We start from the raw sequence: 20,939 nt of genomic DNA, 5'->3' as shown, positions 1-20,939 counted from the left end.
ATGTATATTTACCATAATGGTCAAATCATCAGACAAGAGGAAGCGATGATTTCTCCGTTTGACCATGGATTTTTGTATGGAATGGGGCTATTTGAAACTTTCCGTGTGTATAACGGACATCCCTTTTTACTGGAAGAGCATGTTAAACGGCTCAATGCGGGCTTAGAAGTTTTAAATATTCAGAAGCAATGGACCGTGACAGAAGTGAAGCATGCGTTGCAGGAGTTATTATCCGCCAATTCGTATACCAATGCCTATATTCGTTTTAATGTTTCTGCGGGAATGGGTGAAGTAGGATTGCAGACGGCACCTTACGGAGACCCGAACGTCCTTATTTTTTCAAAACCGCTGCCGGAAGCGGGAGAAATGACCGCGAAAAAGGCGGTCCTCTTAAAGCTGAAACGAAACACGCCAGAAGGAATGGATCGTTTAAAATCCCATCATTATATGAATAATATTTTAGCGAAAAGAGAAATTGGGGATGCACCTGACCAGGAGGGAATTTTTCTAACTGCCGATGGGTTTATCGCAGAGGGGATCGTCTCCAATGTCTTTTGGAAAAAAGGAAATGTTATCTTTACGCCTGCCATTCAAACAGGCATTTTAAATGGAATAACCAGACAGTTTATCATCCGATCCGTTAAGCAAATGGGGATGAATGTAGAAGAGGGATTTTACCCTCTAGAGCAGGCATTTGCGGCAGAAGAAATGTTTGTTACCAACTCCATTCAAGAAATTGTCCCTATCTCACAATTTGAAGGGCAAACCATGCCCGGTATCCAAGGAGAATTTGTCCAGCAGCTCCATCAATATTATAGGGATGTTTGCGAGCAGCTTTAAAGGTGACAGGCACCATTGTGAATATTTCACATGGTGCTTTTCTTTTTGCTTTTTACGAGTAAATTTTTTGTAAGCGCTTTTAATTTAACTAAATAATAAAAATAGTCAAAAAATATTGACGAATACCTCTTCCGGTGGTACCCTAAGTAATAATTTCAAATGAATCTATGAAGAGAAGAGTAGGGTAAGTGCTTGTTCGAAAGAGAGTCGGCATTTGGTGGGAGTCGATGGCAGGTCTATCTGAAGATCATCTCTGAGATGCAGAGCTGAACAATGGTCAGTAAGCTTTGCCGGGTATGTCCGCCCGTTACAAGGGAACGCGTATCGAATGGTACGTTAGTCGAGAGCCGCAATAGAATACTTTCTATGGCGGAAGTAGGGTGGTATCGCGAGGATAACTCGTCCCTATCCATTGGGACGGGTTTTTTTGTGTTTATGAAAAGCGACATTATTGGAGGGAACCAAATTGAAACAATCCGTTGATCAAAAAGAAGCAACCGTAACCGTGGAAGACATCATCATCGCCAGTCATACTATCAAAGATGTGATATCGCCGACTCCTCTGCAATATAACCATCTGTTATCTGAACGGTATGAGTGCAATATTTATTTAAAAAGAGAGGATTTGCAAAGTGTCCGCTCTTTTAAGATCCGCGGTGCCTATAACCGAATTAAAAAGCTATCTGATGAGGAGGTAAAGAACGGAATCATTTGTGCAAGTGCTGGTAACCATGCTCAGGGGGTGGCCTATTCTTGTCATTTATTAAAAATAAATGGAAAAATTTATATGCCAAGCACCACGCCAAAGCAAAAGGTGAACCAGGTGAAATTTTGGGGCCGGGAGAATGTCGAAATTGTCTTAACCGGCGATACTTTTGATGATGCCTATGAGAAAGCAATCGCTTGCAGCCTCGCCGAAAATCGTACCTTTATCCATCCGTTTGATGATCTAGATGTCATCGCTGGTCAAGGCACGGTTGCCGTGGAGCTGTTAAATGACTGTCAGGAAAAGATTGATTATTTATTTGCGGCCATCGGCGGGGGAGGATTGATTTCCGGTGTTGGAACCTATTTGAAGGAATACTCACCCAATACAAAGCTAATCGGGGTGGAGCCGGCAGGGGCTCCTGGAATGAAGGAATCTATTTTAAAAGGAGAAGTAACACCGCTTGAGACCATTGATGCATTTGTCGATGGCGCAGCCGTTAAAAAGGTGGGTACAAAAACATTTCATATTTGTAAGGAACTGGTTGATGAAATTATCGAGGTTCCGGAAGGGAAGGTTTGTACAACACTATTAGCGTTATACAATGAAAATGCGATCGTTGTGGAACCAACAGGGGCCCTGTCAATCGCTGCCCTGGACAGCTATGCAGACAAAATTAAAGGAAAAAACGTGGTCTGTATTGTCAGCGGCGGGAATAATGATATTGGCAGGATGCAGGAGATTAAGGAACGCTCAATGATTTATGAAGGGCTGCAGCATTATTTTATTGTGCAATTCCCGCAGCGGCCAGGCGCGTTGCGTGAGTTTTTAGATGATGTGCTGGGACCAAATGATGATATCAGTCATTTTGAATACACGAAAAAGAACAATCGCGAAACAGGTCCTGCGTTAGTTGGAATTGAACTTAAGGATAAAGAGGATTACAAACCACTGATTGAGCGAATTAAAGCAAAAGGATTTTTATATCGTGAAGTCAATAAAGACAGTACGTTATTCCAAATGCTTGTATAAAAGGGAAGAGGATGACTTTATGTCATCCTCTTTTATAAATAAGACAGCTCACCTGCATGCTGATAGGAAGGATCATTGATTTCCAAAATGAAGCGTAAGATGTCTTCAGCTGCATGGGCGTTGATAAATTTTCTTTGGCTGTTAATAATTTTATTCAGTTTTTCACCATCGTTTTTAAGCAAATCATTAATGGTATCTTTTATATCACTTGTATCTTTACAGACAACACCTAAATTAGCTTTTTCTGCAAAGGCCGGATTTCCTTCTTCCTGACCTGGTAATGCACCTGTAATGATAATGGGTACATTAGCGGCTATCGCTTCAAACATCACATTCGGACTGCCTCTGGTAAAGGCAATATCTGAGGATAGCATGAGATCCTGAATATTTTTCGTGAATCCGTAAATCTCCACTTTATCGCCGTATTTACGAAGAGAGTGCTCTAATTTGGCTTTCAGCTTTTCATTACGGCCCGCGACAATTTTAATTTGGCAATCGAAGTTATCCAGCAGGTTCTCTGCGATATTTTTCATATTGCCAACACCTTCACCACCGCTCATAATTAAGCATTTTAAAGGTGTGCCATCTTCAAAGGATACCTTTTTCCGATTCCCTTTTCGGAAAAATCTTGAGCGGACGGGGAATCCCATTACTTTAATGTTTTCATTTGGAATCCCATATTCGATACATTTATCTTTCGCTTCAACGGTTGGGCTAATGATATAATGGGCCCGTTTATCCGCCCAAAGAGGATAAATGCTAACTAAGTCTGCAATTAGAATAATAAATGGTATTTTTATCTGGTTTTTCTCTAAAATATTTAAGATGGAACCATTAAAATTAGGATGAACAGATAAAATTAAATCCGGCTTAAATTCATCAAGTAATTTTAAAAAGTTATTCCTTATTAATACTTCAATAAAACTGTTCACTATTTCAGGCTTAACAGAAGATAAACTCCATACCATCTTCCATAAATTTTCTGAATTTCTCGTTAGTGGACCATATGATTTCCCAATACCAAGTAGAATTTGTCCGCCCATGGAGAATCCATCCACTACTTTAATTTCTACGTCATGGTTGCTGCCAAGCTTTTCGCACAATGATTCGGTTATGCTTTTATGGCCATGACCAGTATTGTCAGAAGATATTATTAGTACTTTTTTACCCATGTTACCAAGCCCTTCTTGAATATGTATAATCATTATAACAGACTAAAAATGATTTGATGGTGCCCATTTGAATATATTAATACATTTTTAATATATTCGTATATACTTAAGATAGTCGAAAATTGGGCAAAATACGATAAAAAATTATAAAGGGGAATTTATCTTCGTTGAACAGGAATAATTTGAAAATAAAATATACGATTTTTGTTTTTATCGCACTTGCTGCCTTTGATAATATCATAATTGGCTTATTTCCACCACTATTCCAGTATATAGCAAAGGATTTGCAGGTGGATATAGGAAAATTAGGTATTATTTCAGGTATTAATATCTTGGTGACAGCATTATCATCCATTTATTGGGGATACCTGTCAGGGAAATTCAAACGAAAACTTCTGATTATGCTTGGAACCATTATTTGGGTACTATCTGTTTTTTTAACCGCGCACAGCAAATCCTTTATGGAGCTTTTAGCTTATCAAATGTTAACAGGTATCGGGTTAGGCTGTATTGCTTCTATCGGTTTCAGTGTTTTAACCGATTATATTCCATACCGAAAACGGGCCATGATTTTGAGCCTGTGGGGTATGGCTCAAGGGTTGGGCGGAATCGGAGGATCCCTTTTAGCCTCATTAACGGCGACCGCCCATAGCTGGAGATGGCCATTTGAAATTGTTGGCATGGTTGGTTTCCTTTTGATTGTCCTCTACCTCTTTGTTCAAGAGCCTACAAGGGGTGAATCCGACCCTGAGCTGAAGGAATTCATAAAAAGCGGACAATCCTATGATTACAAAATTGAGGGAAAACAAATTTTCGAAATTTTAGTTAAAAGAAGTAATGTTTTCCTATTTTTACAGGCTTTTTTTATGAATATTTCAACCGGAAGCCTAATCTGGATGCCAACTTTGTTTATTTTTAAAATTCAGCAGCAGGGTTATAGTACGGAGACGGCCATGATTACCTCAGGGTATCTTTATGCGTTTTTTCAGCTTGGCGGCATGATGACGGTCTATTTCGGTCATCTCGGTGACAAATTACATAAGAAAACCTATAAGGGAAGGGCTTATTTAACGGCTATTTTTGTCTTCCTGACGATGCCATTTTACATAATTATGTTCAGTATTCCGATGACTAATTTATCCTTGCCCAGCGATAATAATGTCATCCTGATTTTAATGGCGATTATTAAACAAGTTTTTGTTAATCCATGGATTACCTTGATGTTTATCTTGTCGTTCCTGGCTTCTGCGGCACAATCAGCCAACACACCCAATTGGCTGGCATTGATTACGGACGTTAATTTTCCCGAGCACAGGGGAACAGCCTTTAGTATTGCCAATCTGTTTAACAGCATAGGGAGAACGATCGGCAATATCGGTGTCGGGATTTTATTAGGGCTTGTTGCAAAGCATTCCCATGAGCCATACAGTTACATTATTACCTTATCACTTTTACAAATCTTCCTTATTCCTTCTGCGGTAAGCTATATATTAATGGCGAAAAGAAATGTCAGCGATATCCAGCATATGAAGAAAGTATTAAAGAAACGATCAGAACAAAACTAGGAAGGTGCCTGTCACCTGGAAAGAACCAAAGCTGTCCTTCGGGCGGCTTTTTGTGCGACGGGCAGTCGCATAGAGTGTTAACTCAGTTAACACTCTTCTTTTCATTATCTGAAAGAGACGTCATCTCGGTGAAACGACTTGGAGAGGATAATGAAAATGAATCCCAGATGGTGAAAATCCATACCCGAGGAGACTGACCTAGCTCGGGAAGCTTAATCTAGGGCAACACCGTGAGGTGTTGTCTGAAGGAGATGCGGTAAATCGAGAGAAACGTAAGCGAATAGGTAGACCCTAATGCAATAAGTGTGAAGCACGGCGGCGAGATAAGTTGGCGACTTTTCGAAAAGTAAGGAAGCCCTCTCAAAAAGGCATTTCTCCTTTAGAAGTCAGAACGAGGAAATGTGACTTATAGCGTGATGGTGCAGGGTATGCTTAGAAGGGAAATGCGATGACCCCGTGAGAACTCCACCCTACCGAACAGGCAGGGTTCTAGTCTATAAGGGTAACCCGAAGTGACGAAGAATGGGTGGAGTAGTCAGACATTCTCATAGTACGGAAGTAACTTGATGACCATAACATCAAGTGAACGGAAGGGGAATGACCTATGGCTCCAAGTCATGAACAAGATGTAATGTTAACAATCATGTTACTGCGGTAAAACCGTTTGAATGTACATCAAGGAAAGGCGTGGAATACGCAATGAATCAAGAGTGGAAATTTAAGCTACACAGTGTTTATGGACAAATATTATTCGACCGAAGACTAACCCAATGCTTTGAACAAGTGAAAGCTAATAAGGGTGCAGGCGGTATCGATGGAGAAACAATAGAAAGTTATGAAGCTAATTTAAATGAAAACATCATGGCACTTTTAGACAGATTAAAGGCAAAGACCTATCAAGCTCAGCCAGTAAGGAGAGTTTACATTCCCAAGAAGAATGGGAAGAAACGACCACTTGGAATACTAACAATTGAAGATCGCATTGTACAACAAAGTGTAGTGAACGTACTTCAGCCCAAATTTGAAGATAATCTATTTCATAGTTGGTCAGTAGGTTACAGACCGAATCGTGGAGTTCAAAGAGCTTTACAAATAATTCTGTAGAATATTGAGCAAGGCTACAATCATATCTACGATTGTGATATAAAAGGATTCTTTGACAATATCCCTCATAAGAAACTAATCGAAGTTCTTAAGAAATATGTTTCGGACCGTACGGTCCTAGGGTTGGTTGAACAATGGCTGAAGGCTGGACACATGGAAGAAGGCAAACTAATCCACTCGGATTATGGAACCCCTCAAGGTGGTGTAATTTCACCACTTTTAGCAAATGTGTATTTAAATGAACTTGACTGGGAATGGGACTTGAACAACATTCGTTTTGTCCGCTATGCGGATGATTTTCTCCTCTTTGCAAAATCGAAAGATAGCATCGAGAGTGCAGCTTCTATAACTAGGGATAAGTTGAAAGAACTTGGACTTGAGATATCTAAAGAAAAGACTAAAATCGTCAACTTTAAGAAGGATGATTTTGATTTTCTAGGTTTCACGTTCCATCACTGGAGAAAAGGTAAGAAAGATAACAAGCTAGAATTTCATGTAACTCCAAAGGAAGAATCCGTCAAAGATTTTCGGTCGAAAATAAAGGACAAGACCCGTAAAACGCTTACGCTGAGTAAGGAAGAGTGGATTGAGCGAGTGAACCCAATTATCAGAGGGAAGGTCAACTATTACCTAACTATAGTTAATGCTATAAAAGATTAGTCGAGGGATTCCAAACCACTGTATTACAAGGTGGGTTCGAAGAACCCTGAAATCTTTAGATGGATACATAAGGAAAAGACTAAGAGTAGCTTTTATTCATAGACATCCTTCCCAAAGAAAAGGGATGAAGATGCAAAGTATTTGGAATAATGCCTTCTTTCTTAACATCAATCTGATTCCAACTTATTGGCTCTATTTAAATAAAGCATATGGATACACAAAGGAACAATACCTAAGTGATATGTCCAGAAAAGTTAAAAGAGACATTCAGAATCGAATCAAACGAGCAAAAGCAAAAGGTGAGGAGTATTTCACACCTCACCGTGTCCAAAAGATGCAAAATGCCTGGAATGCATCCTCTTGATTAAATTGTAACATTTGGTAAGCCGTATGCCTTAATAGGGCACGTACGGTTTGATAAGGGGGAAGCCTTGAGAAAGGTTTCCCTACTTTATTTATTTCAATTTATGGTGATAATATTGACATAGAATCAATCTAAAGTCTCACTGAAAAAAACATTAATATTCCATGAAAAAGCAAAATGCGTCGATGAAAAGTGATACATTTTAGGATAAGTATAAGAAGGAGTAGATCTTAAATGAGTAAACGAATTCTCGTAGTTGAAGATGAAACCCAAATTGCCAGGGTTTTAAAAATCGAGCTTGAGTTTGAAGGATATGAAGTGATTGTCGAGCATGACGGAAAATCCGGATTAAGCAAGGCATTGGAAAATAAAATAGATCTTATTTTATTAGATGTGATGCTTCCTGAATTAAATGGAATTGAAGTATTAAGAAGATTAAGAAAAACAGGCATACTCACCCCTGTTATCCTTTTGACCGCACGAAATATGACCCTTGATAAAGTTACTGGTTTGGATCAAGGAGCCAATGATTATATAACCAAGCCTTTTGAAATAGAAGAGCTGTTAGCGAGGGTTCGGGCCTGCATACGGGACCACGCCGGTCGTGTTGTCAATGAAGAGTCAACCGTTCTTTCCGTTGCAGACCTTCAAATCGACACGAATACCCGTGAAGTCAATCGAAACGGAAAAGTCATTTCGGTCACCCCGAAAGAATATGATTTGCTTGTCTATTTAGTGATGAATAAAAACAAAGTGGTCACTCGGGATAATATTATCACGAACGTTTGGGGCTATGAATATGAAGGGGAAACCAATGTAATTGACGTCTTTATCCGTCACCTCCGGAAAAAAGTGGAGGAAGGGTTTGACTCTGAATTAATTCAAACGATTCGTGGAGTGGGCTTTACGATCAGGGAGAAATAACATGAAAATCACCACAAAAATTAACCTGGTCACGACGGCTTGGCTGTTATGTTTGCTAGTGATTATTAATGTGGTTGTTTTTGTTTCTTTTTTAAAAATCACCGCAAATTTGGAAGAAGAAACGCTTTATCAAAAAGCAGCCGATATTATCAACGATATAAATACGGACAAACGAGCCACCAGTCTTGATGACCAATTAAAAGAATATTTAACGACCCATTCCTATATTAGGATAATAGGTCGGAATAATCAGGTCCTCAGCGAAGTGACCAATGATAAAAATTTGACCGATAATATTAAAGCAAAATATTCCAAGAAAAAGGTAACCCAAAGAAAAGTTCTTACCACAAGTACCGGTGATAAACAGGTTCTCTCGGTACGCGTTCCGTTAAAAAAGGACCATATTATGATAGGAACACTTGAGATTGGCGAAACCATGTCAGGTCTTGAAATGAGGAAGGATATTCTCCTCTCCATTCTTGGAATTGTTACTGTTTTATCCGGAATATTGTCATTGCTTGGCGGCAGATGGTTATCCAATTTCATTATGAAGCCGATATCAAATATGATCAAAACGATGGAGGATATAGAACAAAGCGGGGTACCCAAAAAAATCAACATCCAAACGAACACCCATGATGAGCTTGAAAAAATGGCCATGACCTTTAACAGGATGATCGAACGGCTCAGCGATAATATGGAAAAACAGGAGCAATTTATTTCAGATGCCTCACATGAATTAAAAACTCCTTTGACGGTCATTAAGAGCTACGCAAATCTCTTACGGCGACGAGGTGTTCAAAACAATGAGCTCTCTTCCGAAGCCATTGAAGCCATTTATTCGGAAGCAACAAGAATTCAAAAAATGACCGAAATGTTTTTAAATATGGCTACAACTGAAAAGGAACCCGCCTTAGAATTGAGGAAGGTAGAACTGATTTCTCTAGCAAAGGATATTCAAAAACAGCTTAAGGCCGCTTATAAAAGGGAGATCCATCTCCATTACCAGCAAGAATCCTTATTCATTCATGCAGATGAGCTTAAGCTAAAGCAAGTGATTATCATTTTACTTGACAATGCCATTAAGTACAGCCAGGAGAAAATAGATGTCTATTTAGAGGAGGACCAGCACCATACACGCATCCGCATTAAGGATTATGGTATTGGCATTCCTGCTCATGAAATCGAGCGGATTTTTGAACGGTTTTATCGTGTGGATAAAGCTCGCAGTCGAGAAACAGGCGGCACAGGATTAGGGCTTTCCATCGCAAAAAATATCATGAAATTGCATAAAGGAGAAATAAAAATAAAAAGTGAGGATGAAAAAGGAACTGAAGTCGAGTTGATTTTTCCAAATTCCTTGTAATCAAGGGAGGATGGGACTTGAAGCAAAGCCTTAGGAGCTGTTGGAGCTTCCTTACCTCTAACATGCAAACATCTTAAATTGCTATATTGACATAGTATTTCTTATTGCATAAAGTAGAGAAGGAATCATAACCTTGTGCTTTAGCTGCAAAAAGGAGATATCTCATGCATTGGCTAATTATTTGGGCTCCCATCGGAGAACTACTTTTTGGTTTCTTGTTTTATGCAAAGTTTGCAGAAAAATTGAAAGACATTGGAATGATGATGATGGTCCAAATCGTTTTATATGTTGTTCTCATGAATGGATTACTACTATTTGGCTATTTTCATCATTAGTGAGGCTGTCCCTTTGATTAGGAGGCAGCCTCTTTTTTAATGTATAATTATGGTATATTTTTCATGAATATATTTATGGATGGGGGAAATTTAATGGTTTTGCAAAGAGTAAGTTTGCTTACAATCGGTGCATTCAATTTACCTGCGCTTCGGAAATTTTACAAGTCACTCGGCTGGGAGGAGACGGCCATGAGCTCAGATCAATATGCCGTATTTAAAACGGCGGGCGTGCTGCTATCATTATTTCCGGTTGAGGAACTATCAAAGGATGCCGGGGTTGCGTTCACCCAAACCCATGAGGGCTATAAACCTGTCACCTTCGCGATCAATGTTGACCTCCCGGAACAAGTGGATGCCACAATTGAGGAAATTCGGGCAGCCGGAGCGAAAATCTTGAGAGAGCCAAGTGATGCTTTCTGGGGCGGCCGAACAGCCTATTTTTCTGATCCAGAAAATAATCTGTGGGAGGTTGCCTGGAATCCTTCATCGGTTTTTGATGAGAGAGGGGCAATGGTGACTTTTTAAAGTTAGGTTTAAGAAATAGTCGTCCGATGTACACAATGAAGTGGGCTTAATGCCCGAACCAGTGAAAAAAGATGGCTCACGGGCATTATGATGGGTTCTAAATGCCCGAACCAGTGAAAAAAACTGTTTCCTCGGTAACTTAAATAGTTACTATGTATTTTATCAACTTCATGAAAAACCGTTTTACGAGTTTTGGATCATTTATCTTATTTAATAAGTCCATTTTGAGCGATTCAAAATGTCATGTTTTTGAAAAGATATCCTTTTGTTAAAACTATAATGAAAACGTATATGGAATCGAGGAATGGTATGACCAAGCAAGAGGTTTTCAAAATATTGGCGATGATTGAATCTATTTATTCCTTTTGTATGGCAAAGGATGAAACAGTTACCAAGTGGTTTGAATTTTGTTCTTCGCTGGAATATGAAGAAGTGATGAAAAGACTTAAAAATCATATTCGCAGAAGTCCGTATCCTCCTGTTATCGCTGATTTTGCCGTTTTTCCAAATCATGATAGCGACAATTATCACTACCTCCATTGGATGAAGGAATATTCGATAAAATAAAAAGTAATATATAGCATACCGTTTCATTTTTTTTGCAAAATAACTGTCATTGACAGTAAAAAAATAAATTGATATATTGGTTTTATGAAAACAATTAAAATGATAGAGCGGCCTGTTTTACGGGATCAAATTTATGAGTCATTAAAAAAAGCCATTATTACATTGGAGTTGGAGCCCGGCCAACGGATCCTGGATAAAGATTTGGCAGCAGAATTCGGCGTAAGCCGAACCCCTGTCAGGGAAGCGCTTAAAAGGCTTGAAGATGAAGGGTTAATCGAGTCACTACCGGGTTCACAAACAAGGATTACCGAAATTCACATAGAGGAGGCCAGAAATGCTTTCACGGTTGTCGCTGCATTACATGCGCTGGCAGCGCGGCTTGCCGCACCGCATATTACAGATGAAGATATAAAATTAATGGAAGCCCGAAATTCCCAGCTGCGGCTCGCGTTAGAAAACAAAGATGTACTTGGGGCAGTAGAGGCTGATGATCAATTTCATCTCGTCCTCATAAAAGCTTCCGGTAATCAGGAGATTGAATACGCATTAGAGCGCATTATTCCAAAGGTTCGAAGGTTAGAATTTTCTAAGTTTAATTCAGTTGATGGTCTTGCATCGCTTGAGCAGCACCAAAGCATCATAACGGCTTGTAAAGGGAAAAACAGCATCCTCGCTTCCTTGCTAGTGGAAGAGAACTGGCTTAGCTTGAGCAGGTTTTTGATAGGGGAGTCAGAATAAAATAGTCCAATGAAAAGAGAGTGCGACAAAAGTCGTACTCTTTTTTTCACAATAAATAAAATTGTCAAAAAATGAATTGACCATTAAATCAATATGCGATATATTGGTTTTGTGCGATGAGACAATTCAAAATCGCTGTTTTACATAATGTTAAATTTCATCCGTCTTGTAGAATTGCTCAACAAATTTACGTTCCAAATTTGAGGGGGAATCGAATTGAGTACAACGACTAAAACAGCAGAAAACTTTGAAGTGCATGATGCAAAGGTATTAAATTGGGCAAAGGAAATCATTGAAAAGAGCACTTCGCCAAGGTTGATTCAAAAGGAAATCATTGATGCGGTAGACCGTAACGCTATTTGGCGGGGGAAGGAATGCCTTAATTTATTGGCACCAGAAGCACCGACAAGTCCAACCGTTCGGCAATTACTAGCATCAGAAGTTGGTACCAGAGCAGCCGAAGGACACATCGGTCCAACCCAACGCTGGTTTTCCGGTACCAAATATATTGATGAAATTGAATCATTGTGTGTGGAGCTTTTAAAAAAGGTCTTTCGTTGTCACTATGCAGATCACCGACTTGTAGCCAGCATGATTGGGAATATGACTGTTTATGCAGCCTTGACCAAACCGGGGGACAATATTTTAACGATTGCCCAGCCGCTGGGCGGCCATTCCAGCAATCGGCAGGATGGACCGGCAGGGATTCGCGGTTTGAATATTTACGATGTCCCAATGGACCCGGTTGATTTAGTGGTCGAACTCGTAGAATTCGAAAAAATAGCCAGGCAAGTGAAGCCTAAGCTGGTCACACTTGGAGCATCGATGACGCTTTTCCCATTCCCGATTAAAGAAATGTCTGAGATTGTAAACGAATGGGGCGGAAAGATTTTCTTTGATGGCGCCCATCAGCTTGGGCTCATCGGAGGCGGACAATTTCAGGATCCTTTGAATGAAGGAGCCTGCATTATGACTGGGTCCGCAGGAAAGACCTTTAGTGGACCGCAAAGCGGCATCATTGTGTGGAATGACCCTGAATTGACACAACCAGTGTGCGATACGATATTCCCTGCCCTTGCTGCAACGCATCAAGTAAACCGTGTGGCTGCATTGGCCGCATCAGCTGCGGAATTCCTTGCCTTCGGTACCGAGTATATGGCACAGATCGTCGCAAACGCGAAAGCGCTGGCAAAAGCGTTGCATGAAAGAGGCATCACCGTCCTTGGAGCACATAAAGGATTCACAGAAACACATCAAGTGATTCTTGACGTAAAGCGGTTCGGCGGCGGCCTGGAGGTTGCCCATAAGCTAGCGAAGGCGAATATCATCACCAATAAAAACCTGATACCAAGTGACAAACCGGAAGATTGGGATTTTCCAAGCGGGTTACGAATTGGTACAATCGAAATTACCCGATTAGGTATGAGGGAAAAGGAAATGGACGTGATTGCCGATTATATCGTTAGTGTTTTAGAGGATAGAGACAGCGTGGAAAACATCCGCAAACGAGTCATTGAAATGCGGTCCGCCTATCAAAAAATTCATTATTGTTTTGATTAAGAAAAAGAGGCAGACCCTTGGGAACGCCTCTTTTTCTATCTATTTATCTTGGGGCCAACGGTTTAACTGTTATGGCAGGAGAGCAGGTCTTGATAATGCAGTCTTCTATCTGATTTACCTGCAGCAATCCCAAATCAATTGCAGCTTTAATTTTTACCTCATCCGGTTTTTTAACGATTTGAATCAAATCATTCATTTGCAGTTCTTCCAATCTTTTTATCGCGACTTCATCATTATACTTTTCTGTATTCCGAATTTGCCTTTGGAGTTTATATCCGCTGATTGTCAGCTCACCTTTTAAATTTTTTCCGATCAACTGGTCGAAGTAATGATGGAAATGATCCTTTAATTGATTGATTTCCAGCTCGATTTCTTTTTTTTGCTTATTGAGTTCGTAATATTTAACTAACATGTCTCCTGTAATCAAGGTATCTTGGTTGTTTAACAAGCTGTTTCCCCCTTATGCGAACGGATATTCTATTTTATTAAAATAAAGGGGGGAATATGACGGTTATTTTGGTTCATTCAACTTGGTTGTTGATTTCCGTTTCGGGCGCTCGATTTCCGCGGGGAGGTCCGGGAGCCTCCTCGGCGCTTTTGGCGCCTGTGGGGTCTCCCATGACCTCTTCATCCCGCAGGACATTGAATAATCTTCCTCGATTATTCACCGCACGAAGAAAATGCGATAGCATTTTCGAGGAGGAGAGCGCCCTCCACTCCAATCAACAGTTGTAAAAAATCAACATTCGCCTTTTTTATAGCCAATAAGAAAAAGCCGTCATAAACGGCTTTTAATGGACTGTTTATTTTTTTAACCGATAGGGTACGGTCGTGACAATGACATTTTTCTGATAGATGAGATGAAGTCTTAATAGTAAACTTGATTGATTATGCAAAAAGTCATGCCATCGCTTTTTTGTTATGAATTGAGGAATCAGAACAGAAATTGTTAAATTATTTTCAGCTGCTTTTTCCTCAGCCAAGTCAATAAATCGGGCAACAGGTCTTAGTAAACTTCTGTAAGTGGAATACAAGGTTACAAGCCGAACATCCGGTTTCCACGCTTTCCATTTTTCCTCCATCTTTTTTTCACTTTCACGGTCAAATGCTACATAGACAGCAATGACGGTATTTCCAATTAGCTTTGCATAGTTCAAGGAATTTTCTACCACCTTTGTTATTCCTGCAACTGGAACGATGACGACATTTCCTTCAAACTGGATTGATTCTTCAGCAGCCATAATCCTAAGCTGTTCTCCAACCGCATCATAATGTCTTTTAATACTATGACACACATAAACAATAATCGGTAAGAAAATGAGGATATACCAGACCTGTGAAAATTTCGTGAGGAATAAAATCACCACGACTAGTAAGGTAATCAGGGCGCCAATTAAATTAATCGCCAATTTAAATATCCAGCCTTTTGGTCTCTCTCGTGACCATTTGACAATCATCCCTGTCTGGGAAAGGGTGAAAGGAATAAAAACACCAACTGCGTACAACGGTATAAGTCTTTCTGTGTTTCCACTGAAAATGATAATAAGCAATATGGATAAAATACTTAGGGTAATAATCCCATTGGAATAACCAAGCCGGTCTCCGCGATTTAGGAACATTCTTGGCATGTACTTGTCTGTTGCAAAATTGACAGCCAGCATTGGAAAAGCAGAAAAGCCAGTATTTGCTGCAAGCACCAAAATAAGCGCAGTAGTCCCTTGAACAAAATAATACAAAAAATTCCGTCCAAAAACCTTTGCTGCCATTTGAGACACTACCGTTTCAGATGTTTTAGGAGATATCCCCATCCAATAGGCTAAAAACATAGTTCCAGAGAATAGGATGGCTAGAATGGTCCCCATTAGGATTAAGGTTTTGACGGCGTTTTTTGCTTCCGGTTCTTTAAAATTAGGGACGGCATTTGAAACAGCTTCCACTCCTGTCAGTGCTGAACAGCCGGATGAAAAAGCACGGAGCAATAAAAAGAGGCTAATCCCTGGTACGGCCGTTCCGATTGATGGATGCATTTTTGCTGGAAAATGTCCATTTGCAATATTCCATAGTCCCACGCCAATAAGGAGCAAGAGCGCTAAAACAAATAAATAAACGGGATAAGCAAGGATAGATGCCGATTCCGTTACACCCCTAAGATTTAATATGGTGATCAAAATAACTAAAATTACGGCAATAATCACATTAAAAGGGTGCAACCAAGGGAAAGCAGATGTAATGGCATCCGTTCCGGCTGATACACTTACAGCAACAGTTAAAATATAATCCACTAATAAGGAGCCGCCAGCGATGAGCCCGGTATTTTTCCCAAGATTGCTTTTTGAGACCACATACGCACCGCCTCCATGAGGATAGGCAAAGATAATTTGCCGGTAGGACAGTATTAATGCAGTCAAAAGTATTAGGACACCAATGCCAATAGGGATTGAATACCAAAACGCCGTAAAACCGATTGTGGCTAAAACGATGATGACTTGTTCAGGACCATAAGCTACAGAAGAAAGGGCGTCTGAAGACAAAATGGCAAGAGCTTTTAAGACACCGAGTCTTTGTTCTCCTAATTCGTGCGTTTTAAGTGGCTTCCCGATTAGAGCCCTTTTTAATCGCATACATATACCTCCGTGAGTTGAAGCGAATGAATTTGTCAACTTAGAATTTGATAATGAGATTATCCTTCCCCCTAATACCACTTCTTAAGCAAATTTTAGAGATGATTCCAAAATCATCTTCCTGTAAAAAAATAGAGTTTTGGATCTTTATCCAAACTCTATTTTTACATGATTTAATTAAAAGAAACTGATTTTTGCCGTCCAGCTATCGCTAATATCCGAATCATAAACATTACAAATAGGGATCATTATGGGAGATATGTCACCGTTTTGCTCTCCAAATCCTTGATTCCGTTTATAGGATACAAAATGATCAATGAATTGGTTTGCGCCTAAATTAAAAAGGGATCCATTGTCGATGGAATTAATTTTAAGTCCCAAAAAATTAATGGCTACTGGGGCGAACAATGACATTCACACTCCTTGTAGATAATTAGATAATACTATTCTTAGCTGCATTACTATCCGTTAAATCAGGGTCAATGACCCAGGAGATTGGAATGTTAACGGGAGAAAGATCACCGTTTTGCTCTCCGACCCCCTGATTCCGTTTATATGAAACAAATTGATCGATAAATTGGTTTGGTCCAAAGGTAATAAATGACGAGTTATCAATGGCATTTACTTTAAAACCCAAAAAATTGATGGCAAAGGGGGCAACAAACATGCAAAACACTCCTTTAATGGGTTTCTTGTGAAAACTTATTTTTTATTCCTCGTTATAGAAATGGAAGGGGAATCGATGATTTCGTCATCAAGCGTTGAAGCAATTGGAATCATCGTGATGGTACAATCAGCCATTTGCTGTCCGAAGCCTTGATTCTTTTTCCCATTAACCTTATTTCCGATTAAACAGTTCGAACCAAACGAGACCACTCCGTTATGATCACTACTATTGATTTTAATTCCGCCTATATTAACCGTTGTAGGGATAAAAAACAAAGTCCATTCTCCTTTCCTTGTGTAAAAGCGGGTCTATATCTTTAGAGTTTATTCCGATATTTTGGAAAAAATGAATTTTATTAGTTACCATGCTTTCAAATTACCATTTTAAAAAGGAGTTTATAGTGACATAGCAGAATTTTACTTTGTATAAATTTTTTAAAGGAGAGGAAAGGAAAATGGAAAATCCTGTTGCATTATCCAGGACCACTCGAATCGAGTTTTATGATAAATCGCTGCATTTCGATATAGAACAGTATCAGTTACCAAATGAACAGCTTACATTCACCTCGCATCCCAAAACAGCGCTTATAGCCTGTGAAAATGATCCGGGTCGCTTTCCATTAGTCATCCTATCCGGACATGAAATTGCCGGGTTTTTTGTTCTTCATGGATGTGATGGAGTAAAAGTTTATTATGAGAATCAGCATGCAATACATATGAGAGCCTATTCGATTAATCAATCTTCACAGGGGAAGGGCATCGCTAAACTATCAATGAAATTTCTTCCTGAATTTGTAAAAGAACATTTCCCAGACATAAACGAAATCATTTTAGCGGTGAATCTTAAAAATACAAAGGAGCAGCACGTATACAAAACGGCCGGATTTATCAATAAAGGCATTCGCGCAATGGGAAGATGCGGAGAAATGCTAATCCTTCATTTAAAAATAAATAAGACTATCGAATAATCAACGGAAATGTCCACCTGGAACGGACAAAACCCATAAAAGTCCACGGATGGTGCCTGTCACCATTAATGTTGCCAATAAATATTTGGGAATGTAGGTAATTGCCTATGCTAATTTTTATCTTTGACATAGTCTAGACTGAAACCTATAAAAGGAGTGTGTGCAAATGTTGAATCTTGGCGGAATGGGAGGCATGCCTGGCATGGGCGGTATGCCTGGCATGGGCGGTATGCCTGGCATGGGCGGAATGCCTGGCATGGGCGGAATGCCTAGCATGGGCGGAATGCCTAGCATGGGCGGAATGCCTAGCATGGGCGGAATGCCTAGCATGGGCGGAATGCCTAGCACGGGCGGAATGCCTAGCATGGGCGGTATGCCCGGCATGGGCGGCATGCCTGGCATGAGCGGAATGTCAGGAATGCCCGGTATGAGCGGAATGTCAGGAATGCCCGGTATGAGCGGTATGTCAGGGATGCCTGGCATGGGCGGAATGTCAGGAATGCCCAGTACTGGCGGAATGTCAGGAATGCCCGGCATGGGCGGAATGTCAGGAATGCCCGGCATGGGCGGAATGCCAGGAATGCCCGGCATGGGCGGAATGTCAGGAATGCCCGGTATGGGCGGAATGTCAGGAATGCCCGGCCAACCAGGTATGGGAGCTATGGGAGGATTCCCAGGATCTGGATTCGGAGGCGTGGGAGGTTTTCCTGGCTATGCTGGACAGCCAGGCGTAGGGGGCTTCCCAAGCATGGGAGGAATCCCAGGTTCAATGGGCCATATGGGGTATTAAAGATTCATAACCTTAAATAATAGGAATGTAACGAATTAAAGTGTGTCCCAAATGATTTTTTTGGGGCATGTTTTTTTCTAGAAAGCCCTATAGGACCAATCTCGCTATTTTCCTTTTGAACATAAAAAAAGAAAGTGGCTTTCACCACTTTAAAGAAGGAAAAATGTTTGGGTTACTATAAGGTATGTAAATGGTGTACAGGCATGTAGTGAACTTGTCCCGTATGAAGAAATTTTTTAAAAAATGGGCTTAACAAATTTTTTGAATGATGTCGATCCTATTATTTTTGGGCGAATTAACAAGAGGAGAGACCTCGTAAGCTTCCATTTGCTCTTCGTCAAAAGGCCGTAAAAATTGCTGTAAAAAAGCAGAATCTGCTAGGGAGGGGTCCAGCCAAAGCCTTTCATCTTCCGGCTTTAATATGACCGGCATGCGGTCATGAATCCCTTTCATCAATTCATTCGGCAGTGTAGTAATGACTGAACAGGAATAGAGCAGCCTTCCATCCGGAGCTTTCCAGCTCTCCCATATACCCGCCATAGCGAACAAATCACTTGATTTCAGCTTAATTCGCATCGGTGTCTTGGTTTGGTCCTCATGACGCTTCCATTCAAAAAATGAGTCTGCCACAATCAGGCAGCGTTTTTTCTTAAAGGCATTCCTAAAGCTTGGTTTCTCAGCAACTGTCTCGGCACGGGCATTAATCATTTTATTGCCGACCGACGCATCTTTTGCCCATGAAGGAACAAGACCCCATTTTAAAAAGCCCATACGGTTTTGGCGTCCATCATTAATGACGGCTAAAACAGACTGAGAGGGAGCAATATTATAGCTGGGCTCATAATTTTCTGCTTCTAAAAAGGCTTGAATATCAAAACGGTTCAGGATTTCTTCTATTGAAGCTGTAAGGGTGAATCGGCCGCACATACATGTCACCTCAAGGGATTAATACAATTATTTTAGCAAATTACCAGATTAAATTTCAAAATAAAAAAATCAGAATAGTCCTAAATACCCGTCCTCATTTAGTCATTTTGAATTAATTTTCACTTTTTTGTCCTTTACCCCTTTAAAGGGTTGAATGAATATTTAGAAAATGGTAATATTAACTTGTTTAAATTCTTCTGAGTTTAGACCTCCTAAATATAGGTACATAGCCTAGACCACTATGTACTCCTTGAACCTCTGAATCATTGTTCAAAGGTTCTTTTTTTTGGGATGGAATTCTTGATAAAATGAAATGTAGGCGGAATTTTTCAGGAGGATTCAGCAAATGGACTTTAGGACAATTGAAGATTGGGACGAAGAATTATGGCGAAGAACTTGTTCTGTTTATAATGAAGCTTTTGCAGAAAAGGGTGCGAAGCCGGAGAGAGTGATCCGTAATATGTTTCGTAAACAGCTATGTTTTTTGCATGTGGCAGTTGAAGAGGAAACAATTATAGCGATGGCGATTACCGGCAAATTGCCAGGGATCAAGGCATTGCTGATTGACTATCTGGCTGTAGATCGTAAATTAAGAAACCATGGAATTGGCATGCAAATGATTTTATACATAAAGGACTGGGCAATTAAACAAAAGAATTTAGAGAGTATCATTATTGAGGTTGATGCTGACCAAAATTCCGAAAACAAAAAAAGGATTCAATTTTGGGAAAAGAGCGGGTTTACTCTTACAGATTACATACACCATTACATATGGGTGCCTGAACCGTATCAAGCGATGTATCTAAAATTGCTTCCTGATTCGAAAGTACCCGAAAATGGGGAAGACCTTTTTAATTTTATCGGCCATTTTCATAAGGCTTCGTTTCAAAACCTCCATTAAAGTGCATGAAAAAACGTCTGCTTTCCTGAAGGGACAGACGTTGTTCATTGTAAAAATCTTTTTTTCCATTCGGGTGAAGGGAGCATGCAGCTTTCTTTTTTTCCAAACCATCGATAACGATTTTTCGCTATGTAATCGTAAATAAGATCTCGTAAAAAAGGAGGGATGATTTGAAAAACAACAAGCAGCTTCCAGAATCCTTGTAATTTCCCAGCAATTCTCAATGCAGCACTCGACTTTCGATAAACTTTACCATGGTCGACAAGAATAATGCTTTTTATCTCACCATTAAAACCGTCCTGCTTTAATAATTTTTCTCCAGCTTCGCTTTGCATGGAAGCAAATTGAAAAATCCCCTCCGGATCTCTTTTAAGAATGAATTGAACACTTTTATTACAAAGATTACAAATCCCGTCAAATAAAATAATCCGCAACATACTTCACCTCCAATATACCTTCTCGTTAATAAATCATCACACTATATAAATTATGTCATGATTCATTTTGCCTAACAACAAATTCCTAAATGACAGGTTTTTTTCTTTATAAAAAAGGCAAAAAATGTTAAATTTTATAAAGAGCGAAAATTAAGTTTATAAGTTTCAGAG

Annotated in this window: 24 protein-coding genes and 1 other annotated feature; of the genes, 16 read left to right on the top strand and 8 right to left on the bottom strand. The window is 39.9% G+C overall.

All coding sequences use genetic code 11. The annotated features are described in order from the left end of the window. Together pabC and ilvA are read left to right on the top strand one after the other, a co-directional pair. Complete coding sequence (gene pabC / locus ACZ5XR_RS15460; RefSeq protein ID WP_464497179.1) at positions 1-840, top strand: aminodeoxychorismate lyase; 840 nt, start codon at positions 1-3, stop codon at positions 838-840. 158 nt (positions 841-998) lie between these two features. Further along, positions 999-1,250, top strand: a binding site (T-box leader). 56 nt (positions 1,251-1,306) lie between these two features. Further along, entirely contained in the window at positions 1,307-2,578 is a 1,272-nt protein-coding gene (gene ilvA, locus ACZ5XR_RS15455; protein WP_464497178.1) for a threonine ammonia-lyase IlvA, read from the top strand. 32 nt (positions 2,579-2,610) lie between these two features. Here ilvA and ACZ5XR_RS15450 read toward each other — a convergent pair whose 3' ends face one another. Further along, positions 2,611-3,750 (bottom strand): MGDG synthase family glycosyltransferase, encoded by a 1,140-nt coding sequence (locus ACZ5XR_RS15450; RefSeq protein WP_464497177.1) that lies wholly within the window; start codon positions 3,748-3,750, stop codon positions 2,611-2,613. A gap of 167 nt (positions 3,751-3,917) precedes the next feature. On the opposite strand from ACZ5XR_RS15450, the gene ACZ5XR_RS15445 reads away from it, so the two are divergent. The 11 genes from ACZ5XR_RS15445 (at position 3,918) to ACZ5XR_RS15395 (ending at position 13,458) form a co-directional block, all read left to right on the top strand. Then, complete coding sequence (locus ACZ5XR_RS15445; protein WP_464497176.1) at positions 3,918-5,315, top strand: MFS transporter; 1,398 nt, start codon at positions 3,918-3,920, stop codon at positions 5,313-5,315. A gap of 699 nt (positions 5,316-6,014) precedes the next feature. Further along, complete coding sequence (locus ACZ5XR_RS15440; protein WP_464497175.1) at positions 6,015-6,419, top strand: hypothetical protein; 405 nt, start codon at positions 6,015-6,017, stop codon at positions 6,417-6,419. Positions 6,420-6,422: 3 nt separating this feature from the next. Next, the gene (locus ACZ5XR_RS15435) at positions 6,423-7,079 is read left to right on the top strand and encodes a reverse transcriptase domain-containing protein (RefSeq protein WP_464502336.1); all 657 of its coding nucleotides are present in this window, start codon (positions 6,423-6,425) and stop codon (positions 7,077-7,079) included. A gap of 130 nt (positions 7,080-7,209) precedes the next feature. Further along, positions 7,210-7,443, top strand: coding sequence for a hypothetical protein (locus tag ACZ5XR_RS15430; protein WP_464497174.1), 234 nt, complete (start codon positions 7,210-7,212; stop codon positions 7,441-7,443). A gap of 234 nt (positions 7,444-7,677) precedes the next feature. Then, a complete protein-coding gene (locus tag ACZ5XR_RS15425; RefSeq protein ID WP_464497173.1) occupies positions 7,678-8,367 on the top strand; it encodes a response regulator transcription factor in 690 nt (229 codons plus the stop codon). Between the two features lies 1 nt (position 8,368). Beyond that, entirely contained in the window at positions 8,369-9,733 is a 1,365-nt protein-coding gene (locus ACZ5XR_RS15420) for a sensor histidine kinase (RefSeq protein ID WP_464497172.1), read from the top strand. 164 nt (positions 9,734-9,897) lie between these two features. Next, a complete protein-coding gene (locus ACZ5XR_RS15415; RefSeq protein ID WP_464497171.1) occupies positions 9,898-10,068 on the top strand; it encodes a hypothetical protein in 171 nt (56 codons plus the stop codon). A 93-nt stretch (positions 10,069-10,161) separates the two neighbouring features. After that, positions 10,162-10,593 (top strand): VOC family protein, encoded by a 432-nt coding sequence (locus tag ACZ5XR_RS15410; RefSeq protein WP_464497170.1) that lies wholly within the window; start codon positions 10,162-10,164, stop codon positions 10,591-10,593. Positions 10,594-10,902: 309 nt separating this feature from the next. Continuing rightward, positions 10,903-11,160, top strand: coding sequence for a hypothetical protein (locus ACZ5XR_RS15405; protein WP_464497169.1), 258 nt, complete (start codon positions 10,903-10,905; stop codon positions 11,158-11,160). An 84-nt stretch (positions 11,161-11,244) separates the two neighbouring features. Continuing rightward, complete coding sequence (locus ACZ5XR_RS15400; protein WP_464497168.1) at positions 11,245-11,898, top strand: GntR family transcriptional regulator; 654 nt, start codon at positions 11,245-11,247, stop codon at positions 11,896-11,898. A gap of 216 nt (positions 11,899-12,114) precedes the next feature. Beyond that, on the top strand, positions 12,115-13,458 hold the full coding sequence (locus ACZ5XR_RS15395; RefSeq protein ID WP_464497167.1) for a serine hydroxymethyltransferase: 1,344 nt from the start codon (positions 12,115-12,117) through the stop codon (positions 13,456-13,458). Positions 13,459-13,501: 43 nt separating this feature from the next. Here the strand turns inward: ACZ5XR_RS15395 and ACZ5XR_RS15390 are convergent, their stop codons facing one another. The 5 genes from ACZ5XR_RS15390 to ACZ5XR_RS15370 form a co-directional block, all read right to left on the bottom strand. Next, positions 13,502-13,906: a hypothetical protein gene (locus ACZ5XR_RS15390; RefSeq protein ID WP_464497166.1), complete on the bottom strand. Its 405-nt coding sequence runs from the start codon at positions 13,904-13,906 to the stop codon at positions 13,502-13,504. A 355-nt stretch (positions 13,907-14,261) separates the two neighbouring features. Then, positions 14,262-16,079 carry an APC family permease gene (locus tag ACZ5XR_RS15385; protein WP_464497165.1) on the bottom strand — a complete coding sequence of 606 codons (1,818 nt, stop codon included), beginning with the start codon at positions 16,077-16,079 and terminating at the stop codon, positions 14,262-14,264. 177 nt (positions 16,080-16,256) lie between these two features. Beyond that, on the bottom strand, positions 16,257-16,493 hold the full coding sequence (locus tag ACZ5XR_RS15380; RefSeq protein WP_464497164.1) for a hypothetical protein: 237 nt from the start codon (positions 16,491-16,493) through the stop codon (positions 16,257-16,259). A gap of 19 nt (positions 16,494-16,512) precedes the next feature. Beyond that, on the bottom strand, positions 16,513-16,746 hold the full coding sequence (locus ACZ5XR_RS15375; RefSeq protein ID WP_464497162.1) for a hypothetical protein: 234 nt from the start codon (positions 16,744-16,746) through the stop codon (positions 16,513-16,515). A gap of 35 nt (positions 16,747-16,781) precedes the next feature. Continuing rightward, a complete protein-coding gene (locus ACZ5XR_RS15370) occupies positions 16,782-17,021 on the bottom strand; it encodes a hypothetical protein (protein WP_464497161.1) in 240 nt (79 codons plus the stop codon). A gap of 179 nt (positions 17,022-17,200) precedes the next feature. Between ACZ5XR_RS15370 and ACZ5XR_RS15365 the strand changes: the two genes are divergently transcribed. Then, positions 17,201-17,713: a GNAT family N-acetyltransferase gene (locus ACZ5XR_RS15365; RefSeq protein WP_464497160.1), complete on the top strand. Its 513-nt coding sequence runs from the start codon at positions 17,201-17,203 to the stop codon at positions 17,711-17,713. 166 nt (positions 17,714-17,879) lie between these two features. After that, the gene (locus ACZ5XR_RS15360; RefSeq protein WP_464497159.1) at positions 17,880-18,503 is read left to right on the top strand and encodes a hypothetical protein; all 624 of its coding nucleotides are present in this window, start codon (positions 17,880-17,882) and stop codon (positions 18,501-18,503) included. A 249-nt stretch (positions 18,504-18,752) separates the two neighbouring features. Here ACZ5XR_RS15360 and ACZ5XR_RS15355 read toward each other — a convergent pair whose 3' ends face one another. Next, positions 18,753-19,430, bottom strand: coding sequence for an SOS response-associated peptidase (locus tag ACZ5XR_RS15355; protein ID WP_464497158.1), 678 nt, complete (start codon positions 19,428-19,430; stop codon positions 18,753-18,755). A gap of 337 nt (positions 19,431-19,767) precedes the next feature. On the opposite strand from ACZ5XR_RS15355, the gene ACZ5XR_RS15350 reads away from it, so the two are divergent. Next, on the top strand, positions 19,768-20,331 hold the full coding sequence (locus ACZ5XR_RS15350) for a GNAT family N-acetyltransferase (RefSeq protein WP_464502335.1): 564 nt from the start codon (positions 19,768-19,770) through the stop codon (positions 20,329-20,331). A gap of 44 nt (positions 20,332-20,375) precedes the next feature. Here the strand turns inward: ACZ5XR_RS15350 and ACZ5XR_RS15345 are convergent, their stop codons facing one another. Further along, positions 20,376-20,768, bottom strand: a complete 393-nt coding sequence (locus ACZ5XR_RS15345; RefSeq protein WP_464497157.1) for a thiol-disulfide oxidoreductase DCC family protein — start codon at positions 20,766-20,768, stop codon at positions 20,376-20,378. Positions 20,769-20,939: the final 171 nt, after the last annotated feature.

Source organism: Neobacillus sp. Fa239 (genome assembly GCF_055395235.1).
Note: the sequence above shows the minus strand (reverse complement) of the source record. Positions and strands in the feature narration are given on the sequence as shown.